We start from the raw sequence: 16643 nt of genomic DNA, 5'->3' as shown, positions 1-16643 counted from the left end.
ACAGGTTCAATCCGGGTTTGGCCCTAACGGTGGTATCGTGGCAGTCACCTTCGACCTCTTCGGGACCCTCGTCGACGTCGAGTACCCGTCAGACCCGGCGGAAGCGGTCGCGCGCGAACTGGAGTCCCGCGACGTGACGGTCCCCGACGACTGGCACGTCGCGTACGGCGAGCAGCACGTCGAGGCGCCGGCCGGGGCAGAGGTCCCCCTCCCCGCGCACGTCGCCCGCGCGCTCGACTCGCGGGGCGTCGACGCGCCCCAGAACGTCGCCAGGCACGCCGTGATCGCGGCGTTCGACCCCGACGTGACCCGGCGCGACGACGCGCTCGACGCGGTCCGGGGCGCCGCCGAGCGCGGCCCGGTCGGCCTCCTCTCGAACTGCGCGGTCCCCGAGCTCGTCCCGCGGACGCTGATCCGCGCGGGGCTCCGCGGCGAGTTCGACGCGGTCACGACGAGCGTCGGCTGCGGTTGGCGGAAGCCGCATCCCTCCGCGTTCGAGGCCGCGGCCGAGGCGCTCGGGACCGCCACCACCGGGCTCGTCCACGTCGGCGACGACGCCGAGACCGACGGCGGAATCGTCGCCGCGGGCGGCCGCTTCGTCGACGTGACTGAGACGCCGCTGTCCGAGGTCGTCGGCGAACTCGAAGCGGAGCCGTAGGCGGGACCGACGGCGCCGGACGCCGTCTCTCCCCGGTCCTCAGTCGAGCGCCCCGATCACTCGAACTCCCCGCCGAGCAGGACGTATCCGAGCCCGAGCGTCACGCCCCAGAGGCCGTGTCCAAGGAGCCCGATGCGCGGGAGGTTCGGGAGCGTCGCCGGCACGCCGACCGCCCGGAGCCAGACCGGCATGACGACGCCGGCGGCGGCGAGCCAGAGCGTCACCCCCCACGCGAGGCCGGCGACGCTCGCGCCGAGGGGGCGACCCGCGAACCGGGCGAGGCCCGAGCGCGACGCGCCGGCGACAAAGAGGAGCGCGAAGACGACGCTGTGAAACAGGTGTGTGACCCAGCCGACGACCGCGTTCTCGACGCCGTACAGCGCGCCGATCACCGGGAGGACGTCGCCCGTCACCCAGTAGAGCGCGCCCATCGCGACGCCCGCGCCGAGTCCGGCGGCCACCGCGCGGCGTAGGGCCGGGTACTCGACGCCGACCGTGGCCGCCGCCGCGTCAACGCTGGCCTTCGGGAGCCGCACCGTGATCCGCTGTTCGTCGCCGCCGTCGACGCGGACCGAACCGTCGTACTCGCCGACGAGCAGGGACGCCGCCTGGAGGGCGAACCCGTTCGTCGGGTCGTCGTACTCGGGGAAGGAGCCGCGCTCGAGGACGTCCCGCTGCCGGTCGGACGGCGGGCTCCCGTCGTCGGCGAGCGTCACCGAGGCGGCGTGACGCTCCGCGTCGGTCTCGATTCGCACGCGCTCCGCGCCCCGTGCGTCGACGGCGTGTTCGATCAGGCGCTCGAACACCGCCGGAAGCCGGTCGTCGGCCCGGACCGTGAGCGACCTCGCCGAGTCGGCGTCGAGGCCCTCGACCTCGACGGCCGGGGTTCGACCCCCGTCGTCGCCCACCGAATCGACGGCCTCCCGGACCGCCGCCGGGAGCGGGACCGCCTCGTCGGCCGGGTCGTCCGCGATGGTGCCGACCCCGTTGACGGTCGATTCGATCCGGGCGGCGCCGCGGCGGATCGCGTCGACGGAGCGGTCCCGGTCGGCGTCCTCGCCCCGGAGGAGTTCCGCGTGGCCGTCGATGATCGTCGCCGCGTTCAATACCTCGTGCCGGAGGAGGCGGTTGATGAACCGCGCTCGGTTCGCGCCGCGCATGATCGTCGTCCGCCGCCGGCGCAGTGACGCCTTTCGGTGGCCGTTCAGCATGCCGCCGACGGCGCCCGCGAGCAGGACGTTGGCGACGAGCAGCTGGGTCCCGACCGCCGCGCCGACCATGTCCACGCCGGTCGCCGCGACGGTGACCGCGAGCGCGGCCGCCATCGCACCGACGCCGAGCAGACAGCCGCGGCTGACATCGGCGACGTACGCCGGCGCGAACGCTCCGACGGCGAGCGCGACGCCGGCAACGGTGAGGGCGAGCCCGACGACGAGGGACCCGACGGTTGCGGCGGTGGCGACCGCACCGCCTGATATCATGACCGTCTCCGCGACGAAGAGCCGGGTGATGACAAATCCCAGCGCGGCGACGACCTGACCGCCGTACCCGCCGAGGAGTCGGGTCGCGGGCGACCGGTCGCCGGGAGGCGCTGCCATGCGCGGATCGTTCCGGTTGCCGACGTATAACTACGGCGGCGAAACGTCCCACGAGTCGCTGATCCGGCCCTCGGCGCGGAGCTTCTCTAAGTGCGCGACGACCGTCGCTCGGGCGAGGTCCCGCACGCCGGTGAGGTCTTTTTCGTAGGCGGCGTCGACGACCGACTCGACGTCGGTCGCGCCGGCATCGATCGCGGCGGTCACGTCGCGCTCGCGGTCGATCCGGTGGTCGATCAGCCGCTGACAGGTCGCCTGGGGATCGTCGATCGGCGGCCCGTGCCCGGGGAGCAAGCGACCGTAGCCGGCGTCGCGGACCCGTTCGAGGCTCGCGAGGTACGCGGACAGGTCGCCCTCGGGCGCGGCGACCGCGACGCTCCCCTCGGCGACGGCGAGGTCGCCACAGCACAGCACCGCGCGCCCGGGGGCGTCGGGGTCGCCGGCCGCGAACGCGAGGTGGTCCGGCGCGTGCCCCGGGGTGTCGACGGCGCGGACGGCAGTGCCCGCGACCCGCTCGCCCGGCGCGACAGTCTCGTCCGGCTCGGTCCCGGTCGCCGCGGCGAACCGGTCCGCGTGGCCCTCGCGGGCGACGACGGTCGCCCCCGTCGCGGCGGCGTAGTCGGTGACCGCGCCGACGTGGTCCGGGTGGGCGTGGGTGACCGTTACGGCCTCGAGGCCGGGATCACCGGGACGGTCCGCCGCGACAGCCGCGTCGAGCGCGTCCGTCCGAGCGGCCGGGTCGATCAGCACGCCGTCAACGACGTACGCGTTGGTTGTCCCGCCGGGGGCACGCGTGTCGACCGGGACCTCGACACGGGTGACCGCGGGGTCGCGGGGCCGCTCCGCGTCGCCGGGGTCGTCGGCCGCCATCGCTCAGTCCCCGCGGCCGAGCGACGACCGCGCGGCCGGACCGGGGCCGGATCCGCGTCGGTCGCGGCCCGGGATCGGCACGTCGGTGTCGCCGGCGACCGCGTACGCGGCGAGGTCGACGGTCCCCGGGGCGACCGCGTCGACGGCCCCAATCGAGTCGTACGGACGGCCGACGACGATGTCCCCGGCCGTGCTCCGGTTGATCCCGGGGATCGCCGTCAGCTCGTCCATCGACGCCGCGTTCACGTCGAGCGGGTACGGAACGCCCGTCACGGAGCGGTAGCCGTGGTCGGTGATCGCCACGTCGATGCTGGTGCCTAACTCGCGCTCGCCGGGGACCGCGACCAGCAGCGCGTAGGTGCCGAGCTGGCGCCCGAACGTCTTGCCGTCCTGGTGGTACTCCAGGTGGACGTCCGGGAGGACGGTCCCCGGCGGGACCACGCGGTCGAGCATCGGGTTGTCGATGGTCTCGCGCACCTCGCGCTTGTACGCCTGAAACTGGTCTTTGTGTTCCTGTGCGACCTCGGCGCCCGTCTCGGCCATCTCCGTGCCGGCGAACGCCATCACCTGCCGGATGTTGATCCGGCGGAGCATCAGCCCCTCGTCGTAGACGGTCTGGAGGAAGCGCTTGTTGTGCTCGTACGTCTCCGGTCGCTCGCCGGTCAGTCCGTGGACGAGGTTGATCCCGGGGAGCAGCTTCGGCAGCCGCGGCGAGGCGTCCGGGCCGGTGGAGGGACCGGTGACGCGGGAGGCGTCGCCGGGCGTCGTCGTCGGCTCGTCCCCGGGGCGCCAGCCGCCCTCCTCGTTGACGACCCGGACCGCCTCCAGGCACTCCTCGGCGGTGACGAGCAGGTTGTTCTCCTCTTGGACCACGGGGTCGGCCGACTCCAGCCCGAACGCGGCCGTGTCGCCGGGCGTGTTGTGCTCGGCGATGACGCGGATCGCCTCGCGGGACGCCTCGGGGTAGTCGGTGATCGTCACCGGGTTCATGTTGTCGAGGTGAAGCGTCCGGAGGTCGGGCGCGACCGCGCGGATCCCGCCGTACAGCTCCCGGAGCGCGTCGGGGTTCGGCGCCTCGCCGTCGCCGCCGAACGCGAGGATGTCGGCCTGCCGCCCGAGCCGGAAGTGCTTGACCCCGCGGTTCGAGAGCGCGTCGACCTCGTCGACGACCGACCGCGCCGCGCGGAACGCCGGGTCGCCGTAGAGCGGCTCGGTACAGAACGAGCAGCGGTACGCGCAGCCGCGGGAGGTCTCCATCTCGCAGATGAGGTAGTCGGGGTGGTTCGGGTGCTGCTCGACGACGAACGCCCCCCGCCGCGCCCAGCGGTCGACCTCCTCGTTCGTCCGCATCCGGTTGCCGTACCCCTCTAACCCCTCGCGGACGAGGTCATGGGCCGCGGCCTCGACGTCGCCCATCGCGACGAAGTCGTAGTCGAGGTCGTCGCGCTGCGTCTCCTGCGCGCCCGCGTTCTCCTCGCCGACCCCGAACCGCACGGGACCCCCAAGGAGCGTCACGCCGTCCGCGGTCCAGCCGAGTTCGCGGACCTCGTCCGGCTCCGCGGGGGTGCCGCCGACGTACTTGCCGGGCACCGTCATCCCGCCGACGTACACCATCAGGTCCGCGTCCGCCACGTCGGCGTGCTTCGAGCGGTCATCGCGGAGTTCGTCGATGGTGTGATACGTGATCTGCGACTCCGGGACGCCCGCGTCGACGAGCGCCCCGGCCGTGTACCGCGGGTACGTCGAGAGGTACGGCGGGACGCCGAAGTGGGCCGGCTCGTCGACGTACCCGTCGACGATGGTGACGGCGAGGTCGTTCGGGTCGGCCGGGAGCGACCCCCGGGCCGACGCGGGCGAATCGGTCATGTTACCTTCCGTAGTCGGCCGAGAGGGGAAAAGCGTGCGGAAGGTCTGCCGGGATGGTCGCCGGATCGCTTATATCGGAACGCGCGGAAGCGCCGGCCATGCCCTCCGAGACGCCCGCGACCGCCGAGACGCGCTCGGATGACGGTCCCCCCTCGGCCGCCGACGAGCCCTCTCGATGGAAACGAATCGGAAACGCGGTTTCGCTCGCCGCGCTCTGCGCGCTCGCCGCGATACAGTTCCTCGGCGCCGACCCCCGACCCTAGGGGCTCGCGGCCGGGTGGGCCGCGGCGACCGCGTTCGGCCTCGGACCGGTCGCGTGGCTCGCCCGCGACCGCCTCTCGCCGGAACGCTACGAGACGCTGACCTACGTCGCCTTCGGCGTCGCGATCCTCGCCGTCTCCGTCGGGCTGGGCGTCGCGCTCGCGTTCGGGGTCCCGTATTACCCGTACGGTCCCGGCTTCCTCGCCGGCGTGGCGGTCGGCATCGCAGTTGTCGCGGTCGCCGAGCGCACGATCGTTCCGGAGCGCATGCGCGGCGCGGGTATCTGACCGCCGCGCGGCGCGTTCGGCGCTCCCGGGTCGCCGCCGCCACGCCGTTTAAGCCCTCGCCGACACAACTGGCTCGTATATGCCATCGACGATGGAGGTCAAGTGCGAGAGCGACGACTGCGAGCTGGACATGTTCGAGAACCACTACACGTACGACGTGCCGGACGACCACGCCGTGGAGGACCTCTCGTGTCCGTACTGCGGGGGGAGCGACCTGGTCGAAATCGAGGTGTGAGCCGTGGGCCGACTCGTTGAGACCGGTCGCTCGGCGCTCCGGAGCGCCCTCGAACGCGTCGGTCGCGGGTGGGGGCGCGTCCAGGAGCGGCGCCCGCTCTCCACCGACCTCCTCGAGAGCGACGACGCGTACCTCGTCGTCTTCGACGCCCCCGGCGTCCGCGGCGAGGACGTCGACGTCACCTTCCTCGACCGCACCGTCGAGGTGAACCTCGAACGCTTCCGCGACTTCTACGACGGATACGACCTCGTCTTCCCCGGCCGCGGCGTCTCGCTGTCCGGGCGCGTCGACCTCCCGCGCGACGCCGAGGTGACGCCCGAGGGCGCGAACGCGACGCTCACGCGCAACGGGACGCTCCACGTCGAGATACCCAAACGCGGCGGGTCGAGCGACGTCGACGTCGTCGAAGAGAGCGACTGAATCTCCCTTTTCCCGTCCCGCACCGGCGGGCTACTCCCCGTCCGTCCGGTTCGACAGCGACATCCCCTCCGTGATCTCGAAGGACTCGTCGCCGTCGAACCGCGCGGGGTCGAACGCGCCGATCCACGGCGAGTCCGACGCGTCGACCGCGACGCCCGCGAGCGACGCGAGCACGCCCTCGGCGACCGTCTCGCCCGTCGCCGGCGCGCGCATGAACCCGTGTCCTTGCCACCCGGCGGCGACGAAGAGCGTCGGGCCCGCCTCGGCGCCCGCGTCGACCGGCCCCATCACCGGGTCGCCGTCGGGCGTCGCGGTACAGAGCCCGGCCCACGCCCGCGCGTCGGCGAGGTCGCGGCCGGTGCCCGCCGAGCGACCGGGGGCGTCGCCGCGGGCGAGCCGCTCGTCGAGGACGGCCCCGACGTCCTCGCGGAACCAGTCGTCCGCCTCCCGGCGGTAGTCGTCCGGATCGGCCGGGACCGGTTCGGTGCCGTCGCCCGCGAGCAGGCCGTCCGGATGCGGGCGGAGGTACGCGTCCGCGGTGGCGTCGTAGACCATCGGGCCGTCGTAGGCGTCCCGGGCCACGAGCGCCTGAACGCGGTAGGGGACGACCGGGACCGAGACGCCCGCGTCCGCGAGCAGCGAGCGCGTGTGCGCCCCGGCCGCGACGACGACCGCGTCGAACGCGCGCCGCTCGGCCGCCGGTGCCCCGCCGTCAGCGTCGCCGCGGACCCGTATCTCGCGCCCCGCGTCGGTCCGCGGGCCGATTTCCACCGCCGTTTCCGTCTCGACCGCGACGCCCTCGCGAGCGGCGCGCTCGCCGAGCGCGCGGACGTAGCTCGGGGGATCCGTCCACCCCGCGCCCTCCGCGACCGCGGCGACGGCGAGGTCGTCGGTCCGGAGCGACGGGAAGCGGTCGCGGAGCGCGTCGGGCGCGACGACCGACACCTCGCGGCCGTGCTCGCGCATGCGGTCGACCATCGCCGGGACGGCGTCGGCGTCCGGGTCGCCCTCGCGGACCGCGATGACGTACGGGCACGCGGCGAAGGAGAAGCCGGGCAGCGAGCGGTCGAACGCGCGGAACCGCTCCAGCGCGCGGGCGCCGACCGCGGCGTCGACGTCCTCGGCGTAGGCGTCGTAGAGGAGCCCGGCCGCGCGCCCGGAGCTCTCGGCCGCCAAGTCCCCGCGCTCGTAGAGCGTCACGTCGGCGCCGCGCGCCGCGAGGTCGTGCGCGGCGGTGACGCCGACCGCGCCGCCGCCGACGACCGCGACCGACGGGCCGGGCTCGTCTGCTTCGGTCATGAATCTGGACACGCGAGCGACGACGAAAAGCCACCGGGACGACGACAGTTGCGTATACACTACTGCGGTGGCGCGTGCCTGCGAGCGGCCGCCGGAGGCGGTCGCGAGTCAGCACGCGCGAGGGAGTAGTCGCCCGAAGCGGAGCGAGGGCGACTGACGAGGCTGGGGAGGCGCGAGGGGCGGTCGTGGTGCGGGCGGGACTCAAAGGGGCAGTCGCGAGGCCGCAGTAGGCGACGTAAGCACCGCAGCGAGCGGAGCGAGCGAGGAGCGCAACGAGCGTACTGCGGCCTCGCGACTGGGGCTTTGGCGGAGTTCCCCGTAGTGGCAACGACGTAGTGCCGAGCGACTGGGGCTTTGGCGGTGTTCACCGCCGACCTACCATCATCGATGTATCAGCGAGTAATTGGGGTTTTGGCGGAGCCTCTCGTTTGCTCTCCGTCGATCGATTATCTGTAGGGTACGCAGAATGCGGCGTCTTACTCTGCGTTCGACCGGTGACACGCGTGTCCCCGCCCACGTTATAGGCGTCGAACCCCACGTTCCGAACATGAATCAGCTCGTGAACGGCGAGTGGCGCACGGACACCTACGAGGCGACCGACGAGGAGGGCGCGTTCCAGCGCGGCGAGACCACCTTCCGGAACTGGATCGCCGGCAGCGACGTGCCGGAGCACGTCGACGCGGAGCCGGACGAGCGCTTCCAGCCGGAGGCCGGCCGGTACCACCTGTACGTCTCGTACGCCTGCCCGTGGGCGCACCGGACCCTGCTCGCCCGGTCCCTCTTGGGCCTCGAAGACGCGATCAGCGTCTCGGTCGTCGACCCGTGGCGCGGCGAGGACGGCTGGCAGTTCAGCCCGGAGAAGGACGGCTGTACGCGGGACCACCTCCGCGACAGCGACTACCTTCGGGAGCTGTACGTCGAGGCCGACCCCGACGCCACCTGCCGGGTGACCGTCCCCGTGCTGTGGGACAAAGAGGAGGAGACCATCGTCAACAACGAGTCGCGCGAGGTCCTGCGGATGCTCTCGACCGCGTTCGCCGATCTCGGCAACGGCGCCTCGCTGCTCCCCGACGCGGACGACGACGCGACCGTCGCGGACGTCGACGAGGTGATCACGGACATCTACGAGCCGATCAACAACGGCGTCTACCGCGCCGGGTTCGCCACCTCGCAGGAGGCGTACGACGAGGCCATCGACGACCTCTTCGACGCGCTCGACCGCTACGACGATCACCTCGCCAATCAGCGGTACCTCGTCGGCGACTCCCTGACGGAGGCGGACATCTGCATGTTCACCACCCTGATCCGCTTCGATCAGGTGTACCACACGCACTTCATGTGTAACCGGAAGTTCGTCCACCAGTACGACAACCTCTGGCCGTACCTGCGCGACCTCTACCAGACGCCGGGCGTCGCCGAGACGGTGAACATGGCCCACATCAAGGAGCACTACTACACCACGCACCCCGACGTGACCCCCTCGGGCATCATCGCGCGCGGGCCCGACCTCGACTTCGAGGCCGAGCACGACCGCGAGCGGCTCGGCGGCGAGGCGCCGACGCCGGCCGCGGACGACTGAGGCGGCCGCGTCGTCGAAAGAATCGAAGGAGTAGAAAAATCGAGACGGGGCGGTCGGGTCCGCTACCCTTCCATCCCGCCGAACGAGAGGCCGTCCTCGACGGAGCGCTGGGCCGCGAAGTAGACGATCGCCACCGGGAGCGCGAACAGGTTCGCGAACGCCGCGAACCGCGTCCACGGCGTCGAGAACCGGCCCTCGGTCGCGATGTTGTACAGCTCCACCGAGAGCGGGTAGTTCTCGGGGCGCAGCAGCGTCTGCGCGATGATGAACTCGTTCCAGCCGGCCAGCCAGACGAAGATCAGGACGACGGCGAGCCCCGGCTTCGTCAGCGGGAGGATCACCTCCCGGATCGTGTCGAGGAAGCTCGCGCCGTCGACCATCGCCGCCTCCTCGTAGGAGACGGGGATGTTGTCCATGTACGTCTTCAGCAGCCACGTGTTGAACGGGATCGCCGACGCGGCGTAGAAGAGCCCGAGGACGAACAGGTTGTTCGTGAGCCCGTAGGTGCTGAACAGCGAGTACAGCGCCACGAGCGTCGCGATCGACAGGCCGGCGCCGATCTGGGTGAAGAGGACGTAGCCGTAGAGGATGCGCTTGCGGCCGACGAACTTGCGACGGGAGAACGCGTACGCCGCCGGGACGATCATCCCGAAGCCGGCCGCGAGCGTCACGCTGACGATGTAGAGGCTGTTGAACACGGCCCCGGGACCGGTCTCCGTGCCGGCCCACCGGAAGCTCACGAGCCCGTCCGCGCCGCCGAGGACCAGCTGGGGGTACCCCCAGTCGCCGTCGACGAAGAAGAAGTCAGACTCGAAGATCACCCACCGGTACGCGCCGAGGTTGTACGTCGACGGGTCCGGGAAGATGCCGCTCGTGTTGAACAGCCGCGACCCCTCCGCGAGCGACGCGGTCGTGATCCAGAACAGCGGGAACAGCAGCACGAGCACCATCGCGAGGCCGAACAGCGTCATCAGCACGCTCTTGGCCACGTCCCAGGCGCTGCGTTTCCCAGTGCGGACATCGTATATCGCCCGCTGGATCACCACGACGAACCGCTTCGGCGCGGTCGCGAGGCCGATCAGCTTCGAGCGGACCAGCCCGACCGCGCCGGCGACCAGCGCGGCCGCGGACTCGAGGGGGTTCATTCGTCACCCACCCCCTCGGCGAGGCCGCCGTAGCGCACGGCGACGTACATGAACAGCCCGACGAACCCGATCCCGACGATCAGGATCGCGGCCGACAGGCCGAACTGGTTGAACGTGATCGCCTCGCGGTAGCCGTACACGATGATCAGCTCGTTCTGTCTCGACGGCCCGCCCTGGTTGAACACCCACGGGATCAGGAACTGCTGGAACGACGTCGCGGCCGTGAGGATCGACGCGAACAGCACCGGCCCCTTGATCGCGGGCAGCGTCACGGTCCGGAACCGCTGGAGCGCCCCCGCGCCGTCGACCATCGCGGCCTCGTGGAGCGACTTCGGCACGTCCTGGAGGGCGCTCACGATGATGATCACCATGAACGGGTACGCCAGCCACACCTCGGTGGTGACGTACGCGAAGAACGCCTCCCAGCGGCCGCTGAGGAACCCGATGGGCACGTCGAAGAGCAGGGCCTGCGGGGCCGACAGCGACGACATCACGTCGTTGTACCGGCCCAGGATGGTGTTGAACACGCCGAAGCGCGCGTCGCTGAACATCCCGCGCCAGACGGTGATCGTGAAGATGCCGGGGAACCCCAGCGGGACGATCACCGCGGCGCGCATGTAGCGCTTGCCCGCGACCCGCACGTGGTTCAAGAGGAGAGCGATCCCCACGGCGAGGATCACCTTGATCACGAGCGAGACGGCGACGAACAGCCACGTCGTCGTCATCGACGTCCAGAACTGCGAGTCGCCGATCAGCTGGACATAGTTCGCCAGCCCGATCAGCTCGGCGCCGCCGCCGATCACCGACCCGGCGAACGTCGCGTCGGTGAGGGAGATGTAGAAGAGGTAGAAGATCGGGTACAGCATGAAACTCGAGAAGAGCAGCACGCCGGGCGCGACGAGGAGCAGCCCCCAGTCGCGACTGGAGAACGGCAGCGCCGACCGCAGGCGCGCCAGTCCGCTCACGCCGGTTCCGGGTTGCGAAGAGGCCATCGCTCCGGGCGGTGCCTACAGCGCCTCCCGGATCTCGGAGGCTGCCTGGTCGAGCGCGGCGTCGCTGTCCTGCTCGTCGTTGAAGACGCGCTCCAGCGCCTCCGTCACGGGCGTCCAGACGCTGTCCATGTCCGGGTGCGTCGGGATCGGGACGCCGTGGTCGACCTGCTGGGCGAACGCCTGGACCTCCGAGGAGAGGTCGCCGTTGCCCACCACGTCGGCCAGGACGGGGATGTACCCCTGCTCGGCGGCGTTGGTCTGGATGATCTCCTCGTTGGTGGTGTACCACTCGGCGAGGCCGGTCGCCGCGTCGACCGTGGACTGGTCGGCGTCGGCCAGCATCGACGAGAAGTAGAACAGCTGGATGCCCGAGTAGGTGCGCGGGTGGTTCCCGTCGATGGTCGGCAGCGTCGCGACGCCGAGGTTCTCGATCGAGTCCTGGAGGTTCCCGAGCTCCCACGGGCCGTTGATCGCGAACGGCGCGAGGCCGTCCGCGAACGCGACGATCTGCGACTCGTAGCCGGGGTCGGCCGGGACGTACTGCGACACCGTCTCGAGGGCGTCGATCCCGCGCTTACACGCGTCGCTGTCGACGCCGACCTCGAGGTTCTGCTCGTCGAAGATGTTCCCGCCGTACGCCTGGAGGAACCCGCTGGCGAAGTACGGGTCCGTCACGGGGTACGAGAGGCCGTACTGGCCGTTCTCGGGATCGTGGTGCTCCTCCATGATCGAGACCATCTCCTCTAGGGTCTCCGGCGGCTCGTCGACCATGTCCTCGTTGTAGAACAGCGTGACGGTCTCGGAGGCGAACGGGAGCCCGTAGAGCCCGTCGTTGAACTGCGCGGCCTCGCGCGCCGCCTGCGTGTAGCTGTCGAGCGAGACGTCGACGTCGTCGCTCGCGTCGTAGAGGAACGGCGGGTCCTCGCGGACCGCGAACCGACCGACCCAGTCGTGCGCCCAGATCCACGAGTCGGGGCCGTCGCCGGCCGGGATCGCGGTTTCGAGCTGCTGGTCGAGCTCGCCGCCGGGCGCCTCCTTGTTGATGGTGTTGCCCGTCTCCGACTCGTACTGGTTGATGTACTCGGTGATGGCCTCGTCCTCGGCGTCGGAGAGGTCCGTCCACAGCCGCGCGGACCCGGTGTTCCCGCCGTCGGAACCGTCGCTTCCGTCCGACCCGTCGGAGCCGTCCGACCCGTCGGAGCCGTCACCGCCGTCGCCGCCGTCGCCGCCAGTGCTGATACAGCCCGCGAGCCCCGCGAGCGCAGTCGTTCCCCCCATCGCCTTGAGCAGCGTTCTACGTTTCTCGTTCATGTGGCCAGAACAAATGATGAATTATATTTTCATACATTTAGTGTTTGGGGTACGTTCCGATCGATCGGGATCGATCCGCGTCGACCGAGTCGTTCGACGATCGACTCGACCGATTCGAAAGAGCGGTTTCCGCTCGGGAGGGCCGGTTTCGGCCGGTTCTGCCAGGGTGACCGAGTCGGACGGGCAGAGTGCGAATATTTGAGAAGAGATTATTCACCATATATCAGGAAAACAGCAAAGAACTCATATGCCAGCGGACCGGTCTTCAGGGAAATGGCACGCGTCACGCTCGACACGCTCCGGAAGGAGTTCGACCGAGGAACCATCGTCGCCGTCGACGACCTGGACCTGGAGATCGACGACGGGGAGTTCGTGACCGTGGTCGGGCCGTCGGGGTGCGGGAAGACGACCACGCTCCGGATGGTCGCGGGGCTCGAAGAGCCGACCTCCGGCACCGTCAGCTTCGACGACGAGGACGTCACCGACATCCACGCGAAGGAGCGCCCGGTCGCGATGGTGTTCCAGAACTACGCGCTGTACCCCCACAAGACGGTCCGCGAGAACATGGCGTTCGGGCTCAAGATGAGCACGGACATGACGAAGGAGGAGCGCCACGAGCGCGTCCGCGAGATGGCCGAGATGATGGGCATCGAGGACCTGCTCGACGACAAGCCCGACGAGCTCTCGGGCGGGCAGAAGCAGCGCGTCGCGCTCGGCCGCGCCATCGCGCGCGAGCCCGAGGTGTTCCTCTTCGACGAGCCGCTCTCGAACCTCGACGCGAAGCTCCGCACGGAGATGCGCGCCGAGATCCAGAAGCTCCAGAAGGAGTTCGGCGTCACGGCGATGTACGTCACCCACGACCAGGAGGAGGCGATGACGATGGGCGACCGCCTCGCCATCCTGAACGACGGGGAGCTCCAGCAGGTCGGCGCCCCCACGGAAGTGTACCAGAACCCGGTCAACGAGTTCGTCGCCGGCTTCATCGGCTCGCCGTCGATGAACTTCCTCGACGTCGACGTGGAGACCGACGGGACGACGGCGACGATCCGGGACGAGGCGTCCGGGCTCGCGTTCCCGCTCAGCCGCGACTACGTCGCGGGCCACGACCTCGAGAGCGGCCCGTACACCCTCGGCGTCCGCCCCGAGAACATCGAGGTCGTCGAGCAGCCGACGGGCGAGGAGACCCTCACGGCGACCGTCGAGGTCGTCGAGCCCATCGGCTCCGACAACTACGTCCACCTCGACGTGAGCGAGGACTTCCTCGCGCGGTCGCCCGCGGACGTCCAGCCCGAGGCCGGCGACGAGGTCGGCGTCACCTTCGACGAGGCGGACCTCCACCTGTTCGACCCCGAGACCGGCGAGGACGTGTTCCTGACCGAGGAGGAGATCGCGGCCGCGGTCGCTTAGGGAGGGTCGAGTTTCGGAGCGGGCGGCGGCGTGTGAACCGATCGTTCGTACTTTCTCGCTGAATCCGAGACGGACATCGTGAGTTCCGCTGCTCGGTGGGGACCCGCCGTTTCGGCAGTGAACACCGCCAAATCCTCGGCCGCGACGACTCGATGCGCTCGGAGGCGCGCGCCACCGCGGATTTGTATACAGATCGAGCCGCGTCGCGGCGAGCCGTCCGTCTCGCGTCGCCGCCGACAACGGCTTGAAGTGCGCGCTCGTCGGACGGTCCGTAAGCATGGAGCCGCCAGACATCGAGCGGTTGGACGAGCGGACCGTCCAGCGGATCGCGGCCGGCGAGGTCGTCGAGCGCCCCGCGAGCGTCGTGAAAGAGCTGGTCGAGAACAGCCTCGACGCGGGCGCGAGCCGCGTGGCGGTGTCGGTCGAGTCGGGCGGCACCGATGGGATCCGCGTGCGCGACGACGGCGTCGGCATCCCCGAAGACCAGTTGGACGCCGCCGTCGCGGAGCACGCCACCTCGAAGATCGGCGACATCGAGGACCTCGACCGCGGCGTCGGCACCCTCGGCTTCCGCGGCGAGGCCCTGTACACCGTCGGCGCCGTCTCCCGGCTCACCGTCCGCTCGCGCCCCCCGGACGCCGAGGCCGGCGCGGAGATCACCGTCGAGGGCGGCGAGGTCGGCGAGGTCCGCCCGGCGGGCTGTCCCGCGGGCACGACCGTCGAGGTCGACGACCTCTTCTTCAACACGCCCGCCCGCGAGAAGTTCCTCAAGCGGACGGCGACGGAGTTCGACCACGTGAACACGGTCGTGACGAGCTACGCGCTCGCGAACCCGGACGTGGCGGTCTCGTTAGAACACGACGGCCGCGAGACGTTCGCGACCGAGGGGAACGGCGACCTCCGGTCGGCCGTCCTCGCCGTCTACGGCCGCGAGGTCGCCGAGTCGATGATCGACGTGGACTGGACGCCCGAGGGGAGTGAGGCGGACGGGACGGCCGACGCCGACGGCGCCCCGGTCAAGCGCGTGACGGGGCTCGTCTCGCACCCCGAGACGGCGCGCTCGACGCGCGACTACCTCTCGACGTACGTCAACGGGCGGTACGTCACCGCGAGCGCGCTCCGCGAGGCGACCCTCGACGCCTACGGCGGCCAGCTGGCCCCCGACCGCTACCCGTTCGCCGTCCTCTTCGTCGAGGTCCCGGCCGGCGACGTGGACGTGAACGTCCACCCGCGCAAGCTGGAGGTCCGCTTCGACGAGGAGCCGGCGGTCCGCTCGGCGGTCGAGACGGCCGTCGAGGACGCCCTCCTCGACCACGGGCTGATCCGCTCGACGGCGCCCCGCGGGCAGTCGGCGCCCGACGAGACCGCGGTCGTCCCGGAGACGCCCGACTTCGAGGCCGTCGGGGGCGCGGACACCGACCACGAACGCGCCGCGCGCGAGGGGCGCGAGCCGGCGACCGAGTCCGCGGCGTCGGGCGACCCGACGGACGCCGGAGACGGCTCAGACAGCGCTCGCTACGGCGAGATCCCCCGATCCGACGAGGGTAGCGCCTGGGCTGACGAGGACGCCACCCGATCCGACGATGACACCGACCGGGCCGACGCCGACGCGGCCGAGGGCGACGACGACCCGTCGGCGCCGACCGAGCTGGACCCCGCGGACGACGCGGCGTGGTCGGTCGACGGGCTGAGTGGCGAGGGCGCGTCGACGGACGGACCGGCCGGGGAACAGACGGATTCCGGGCGCACCGACGCGGGCGGCGACGCGCGCCCGTCCCCGCGAAGCTGGCAGTCGGACCCCGCGGACCGCGACGCCGAGTCGACGACGGAGACCGACGAGGTCGCGGGGGCGACCGGCGACGCCGCGGAGACGCTGACCGACGCGGGCGACCGGGACCTCGATTCGCCGGACGGCGGGTCGCAGTCCGGCGCTCCGTCTGTCGGCGACGGACCCGACCGCGCCGCGGCGGCGGGCGGCGAGGAGGAGAACCGGTCCCTCGCGGACAAGTCGTCGCCGTCTCCGCGGGCGCGCTCCGCGACGCGGCAGCGGACCCTCGGCGGCGAGGGGACCGAGCGCGAGCGCGAGTTCGACTCGCTGCCCTCGCTGCGGGTGCTGGGACAGCTCCACGAGACGTACGTCGTCGCCGAGGCGCCCGACGGGCTGGTGCTGATCGACCAGCACGCGGCCGACGAGCGGGTGAACTACGAGCGGCTGAAGTCGGTGTTCGCGGACGGCGCGGACGCGCAGGCGCTCGCGGAGCCGGTCCGCATCGAGCTGACGGCGCGCGAGGCGGCGCTGTTCGAGGAGTTCGTCGACGACCTCGCGGGGATCGGGTTCCGGGCCGAGCGCGCGGGCGACCGCGAGGTCGCGGTGACCGCGGTCCCCGCCGTCTTCGACGCCGCGCTCGACCCCGACCTCCTGCGTGACGCGCTGTCCGCGCTGGTCGACGACGCCGCCGCGGGCGACGAGCCGGTCGCCGACGCGGTCGACGAGCTGCTCGCCGACCTCGCCTGTTACCCCTCAGTCACGGGGAACACCTCGCTCACCGAGGGACGGGTCGTCGACCTCCTCGACCGGCTCGACGCCTGCGAGAACCCGTACGCCTGCCCGCACGGGCGCCCGGTCGTGATCCGGCTCGACCGCGAGGAGATCGGGTCGCGATTCGAGCGCGACTACCCGGGCCACGGCGGGCGACGCGCGGAGTAGCGTCCGCCGGG

General features: G+C 71.3%; 14 protein-coding genes. 7 read left to right on the top strand and 7 right to left on the bottom strand.

Annotated elements, in window-relative coordinates:
• Window positions 1-37: 37 nt before the first annotated feature.
• Window positions 38-658, top strand: coding sequence for an HAD family hydrolase (locus EXE44_RS13020; protein ID WP_137717504.1), 621 nt, complete (start codon window positions 38-40; stop codon window positions 656-658).
• A gap of 56 nt (window positions 659-714) precedes the next feature.
• Here the strand turns inward: EXE44_RS13020 and EXE44_RS13015 are convergent, their stop codons facing one another.
• The 3 genes from EXE44_RS13015 to EXE44_RS13005 are packed head-to-tail and all read right to left on the bottom strand — an operon-like array spanning window position 715 to window position 4989.
• A complete protein-coding gene (locus EXE44_RS13015; protein WP_137717503.1) occupies window positions 715-2256 on the bottom strand; it encodes a hypothetical protein in 1542 nt (513 codons plus the stop codon).
• Window positions 2257-2286: 30 nt separating this feature from the next.
• Complete coding sequence (locus EXE44_RS13010; protein ID WP_137717502.1) at window positions 2287-3123, bottom strand: MBL fold metallo-hydrolase; 837 nt, start codon at window positions 3121-3123, stop codon at window positions 2287-2289.
• 3 nt (window positions 3124-3126) lie between these two features.
• Window positions 3127-4989 carry a radical SAM protein gene (locus EXE44_RS13005; protein WP_137717501.1) on the bottom strand — a complete coding sequence of 621 codons (1863 nt, stop codon included), beginning with the start codon at window positions 4987-4989 and terminating at the stop codon, window positions 3127-3129.
• 98 nt (window positions 4990-5087) lie between these two features.
• On the opposite strand from EXE44_RS13005, the gene EXE44_RS21960 reads away from it, so the two are divergent.
• The 3 genes from EXE44_RS21960 to EXE44_RS12995 all read left to right on the top strand — a co-directional run bounded on the left by EXE44_RS21960 (window position 5088) and on the right by EXE44_RS12995 (window position 6192).
• Window positions 5088-5252, top strand: a complete 165-nt coding sequence (locus tag EXE44_RS21960; RefSeq protein WP_321167242.1) for a hypothetical protein — start codon at window positions 5088-5090, stop codon at window positions 5250-5252.
• Between the two features lie 364 nt (window positions 5253-5616).
• Window positions 5617-5772 carry a hypothetical protein gene (locus EXE44_RS20795; protein WP_008581677.1) on the top strand — a complete coding sequence of 52 codons (156 nt, stop codon included), beginning with the start codon at window positions 5617-5619 and terminating at the stop codon, window positions 5770-5772.
• A 3-nt stretch (window positions 5773-5775) separates the two neighbouring features.
• Window positions 5776-6192 carry an Hsp20/alpha crystallin family protein gene (locus tag EXE44_RS12995; RefSeq protein WP_137717500.1) on the top strand — a complete coding sequence of 139 codons (417 nt, stop codon included), beginning with the start codon at window positions 5776-5778 and terminating at the stop codon, window positions 6190-6192.
• Between the two features lie 30 nt (window positions 6193-6222).
• On the opposite strand, the gene EXE44_RS12990 is transcribed toward EXE44_RS12995, so the two are convergent.
• Window positions 6223-7491 carry an FAD-binding oxidoreductase gene (locus EXE44_RS12990; protein ID WP_137717499.1) on the bottom strand — a complete coding sequence of 423 codons (1269 nt, stop codon included), beginning with the start codon at window positions 7489-7491 and terminating at the stop codon, window positions 6223-6225.
• 547 nt (window positions 7492-8038) lie between these two features.
• Between EXE44_RS12990 and EXE44_RS12985 the strand changes: the two genes are divergently transcribed.
• Window positions 8039-9070: a glutathione S-transferase family protein gene (locus tag EXE44_RS12985; protein WP_137717498.1), complete on the top strand. Its 1032-nt coding sequence runs from the start codon at window positions 8039-8041 to the stop codon at window positions 9068-9070.
• 62 nt (window positions 9071-9132) lie between these two features.
• On the opposite strand, the gene EXE44_RS12980 is transcribed toward EXE44_RS12985, so the two are convergent.
• Genes EXE44_RS12980 through EXE44_RS12970 form a run of 3 tightly spaced genes read right to left on the bottom strand, consistent with a single transcriptional unit; the run spans window position 9133 to window position 12518 of the window.
• Entirely contained in the window at window positions 9133-10215 is a 1083-nt protein-coding gene (locus EXE44_RS12980; protein ID WP_137717497.1) for a sugar ABC transporter permease, read from the bottom strand.
• The gene (locus tag EXE44_RS12975) at window positions 10212-11207 is read right to left on the bottom strand and encodes a carbohydrate ABC transporter permease (protein ID WP_121561810.1); all 996 of its coding nucleotides are present in this window, start codon (window positions 11205-11207) and stop codon (window positions 10212-10214) included. Before EXE44_RS12975 ends, EXE44_RS12980 begins: the two co-directional genes overlap by 4 nt.
• A 15-nt stretch (window positions 11208-11222) precedes the next feature.
• Window positions 11223-12518: an extracellular solute-binding protein gene (locus tag EXE44_RS12970; RefSeq protein WP_241991835.1), complete on the bottom strand. Its 1296-nt coding sequence runs from the start codon at window positions 12516-12518 to the stop codon at window positions 11223-11225.
• Between the two features lie 273 nt (window positions 12519-12791).
• Here EXE44_RS12970 and EXE44_RS12965 point away from each other — a divergent pair, with 273 nt between their 5' ends.
• Both EXE44_RS12965 and mutL read left to right on the top strand, forming a co-directional pair.
• Window positions 12792-13925, top strand: coding sequence for an ABC transporter ATP-binding protein (locus tag EXE44_RS12965; protein WP_137717496.1), 1134 nt, complete (start codon window positions 12792-12794; stop codon window positions 13923-13925).
• A 277-nt stretch (window positions 13926-14202) separates the two neighbouring features.
• Complete coding sequence (gene mutL / locus EXE44_RS12960; protein ID WP_137717495.1) at window positions 14203-16632, top strand: DNA mismatch repair endonuclease MutL; 2430 nt, start codon at window positions 14203-14205, stop codon at window positions 16630-16632.
• Window positions 16633-16643 lie beyond the last annotated feature (11 nt).

Origin of the sequence: Halorubrum sp. SS7 (assembly GCF_005435055.1) — an archaeon.
GTDB lineage: Archaea > Halobacteriota > Halobacteria > Halobacteriales > Haloferacaceae > Halorubrum > Halorubrum salinarum.
The sequence above is the reverse complement of the archived record's forward strand: the minus strand, read 5'-3'. Positions and strand labels throughout refer to the sequence as shown.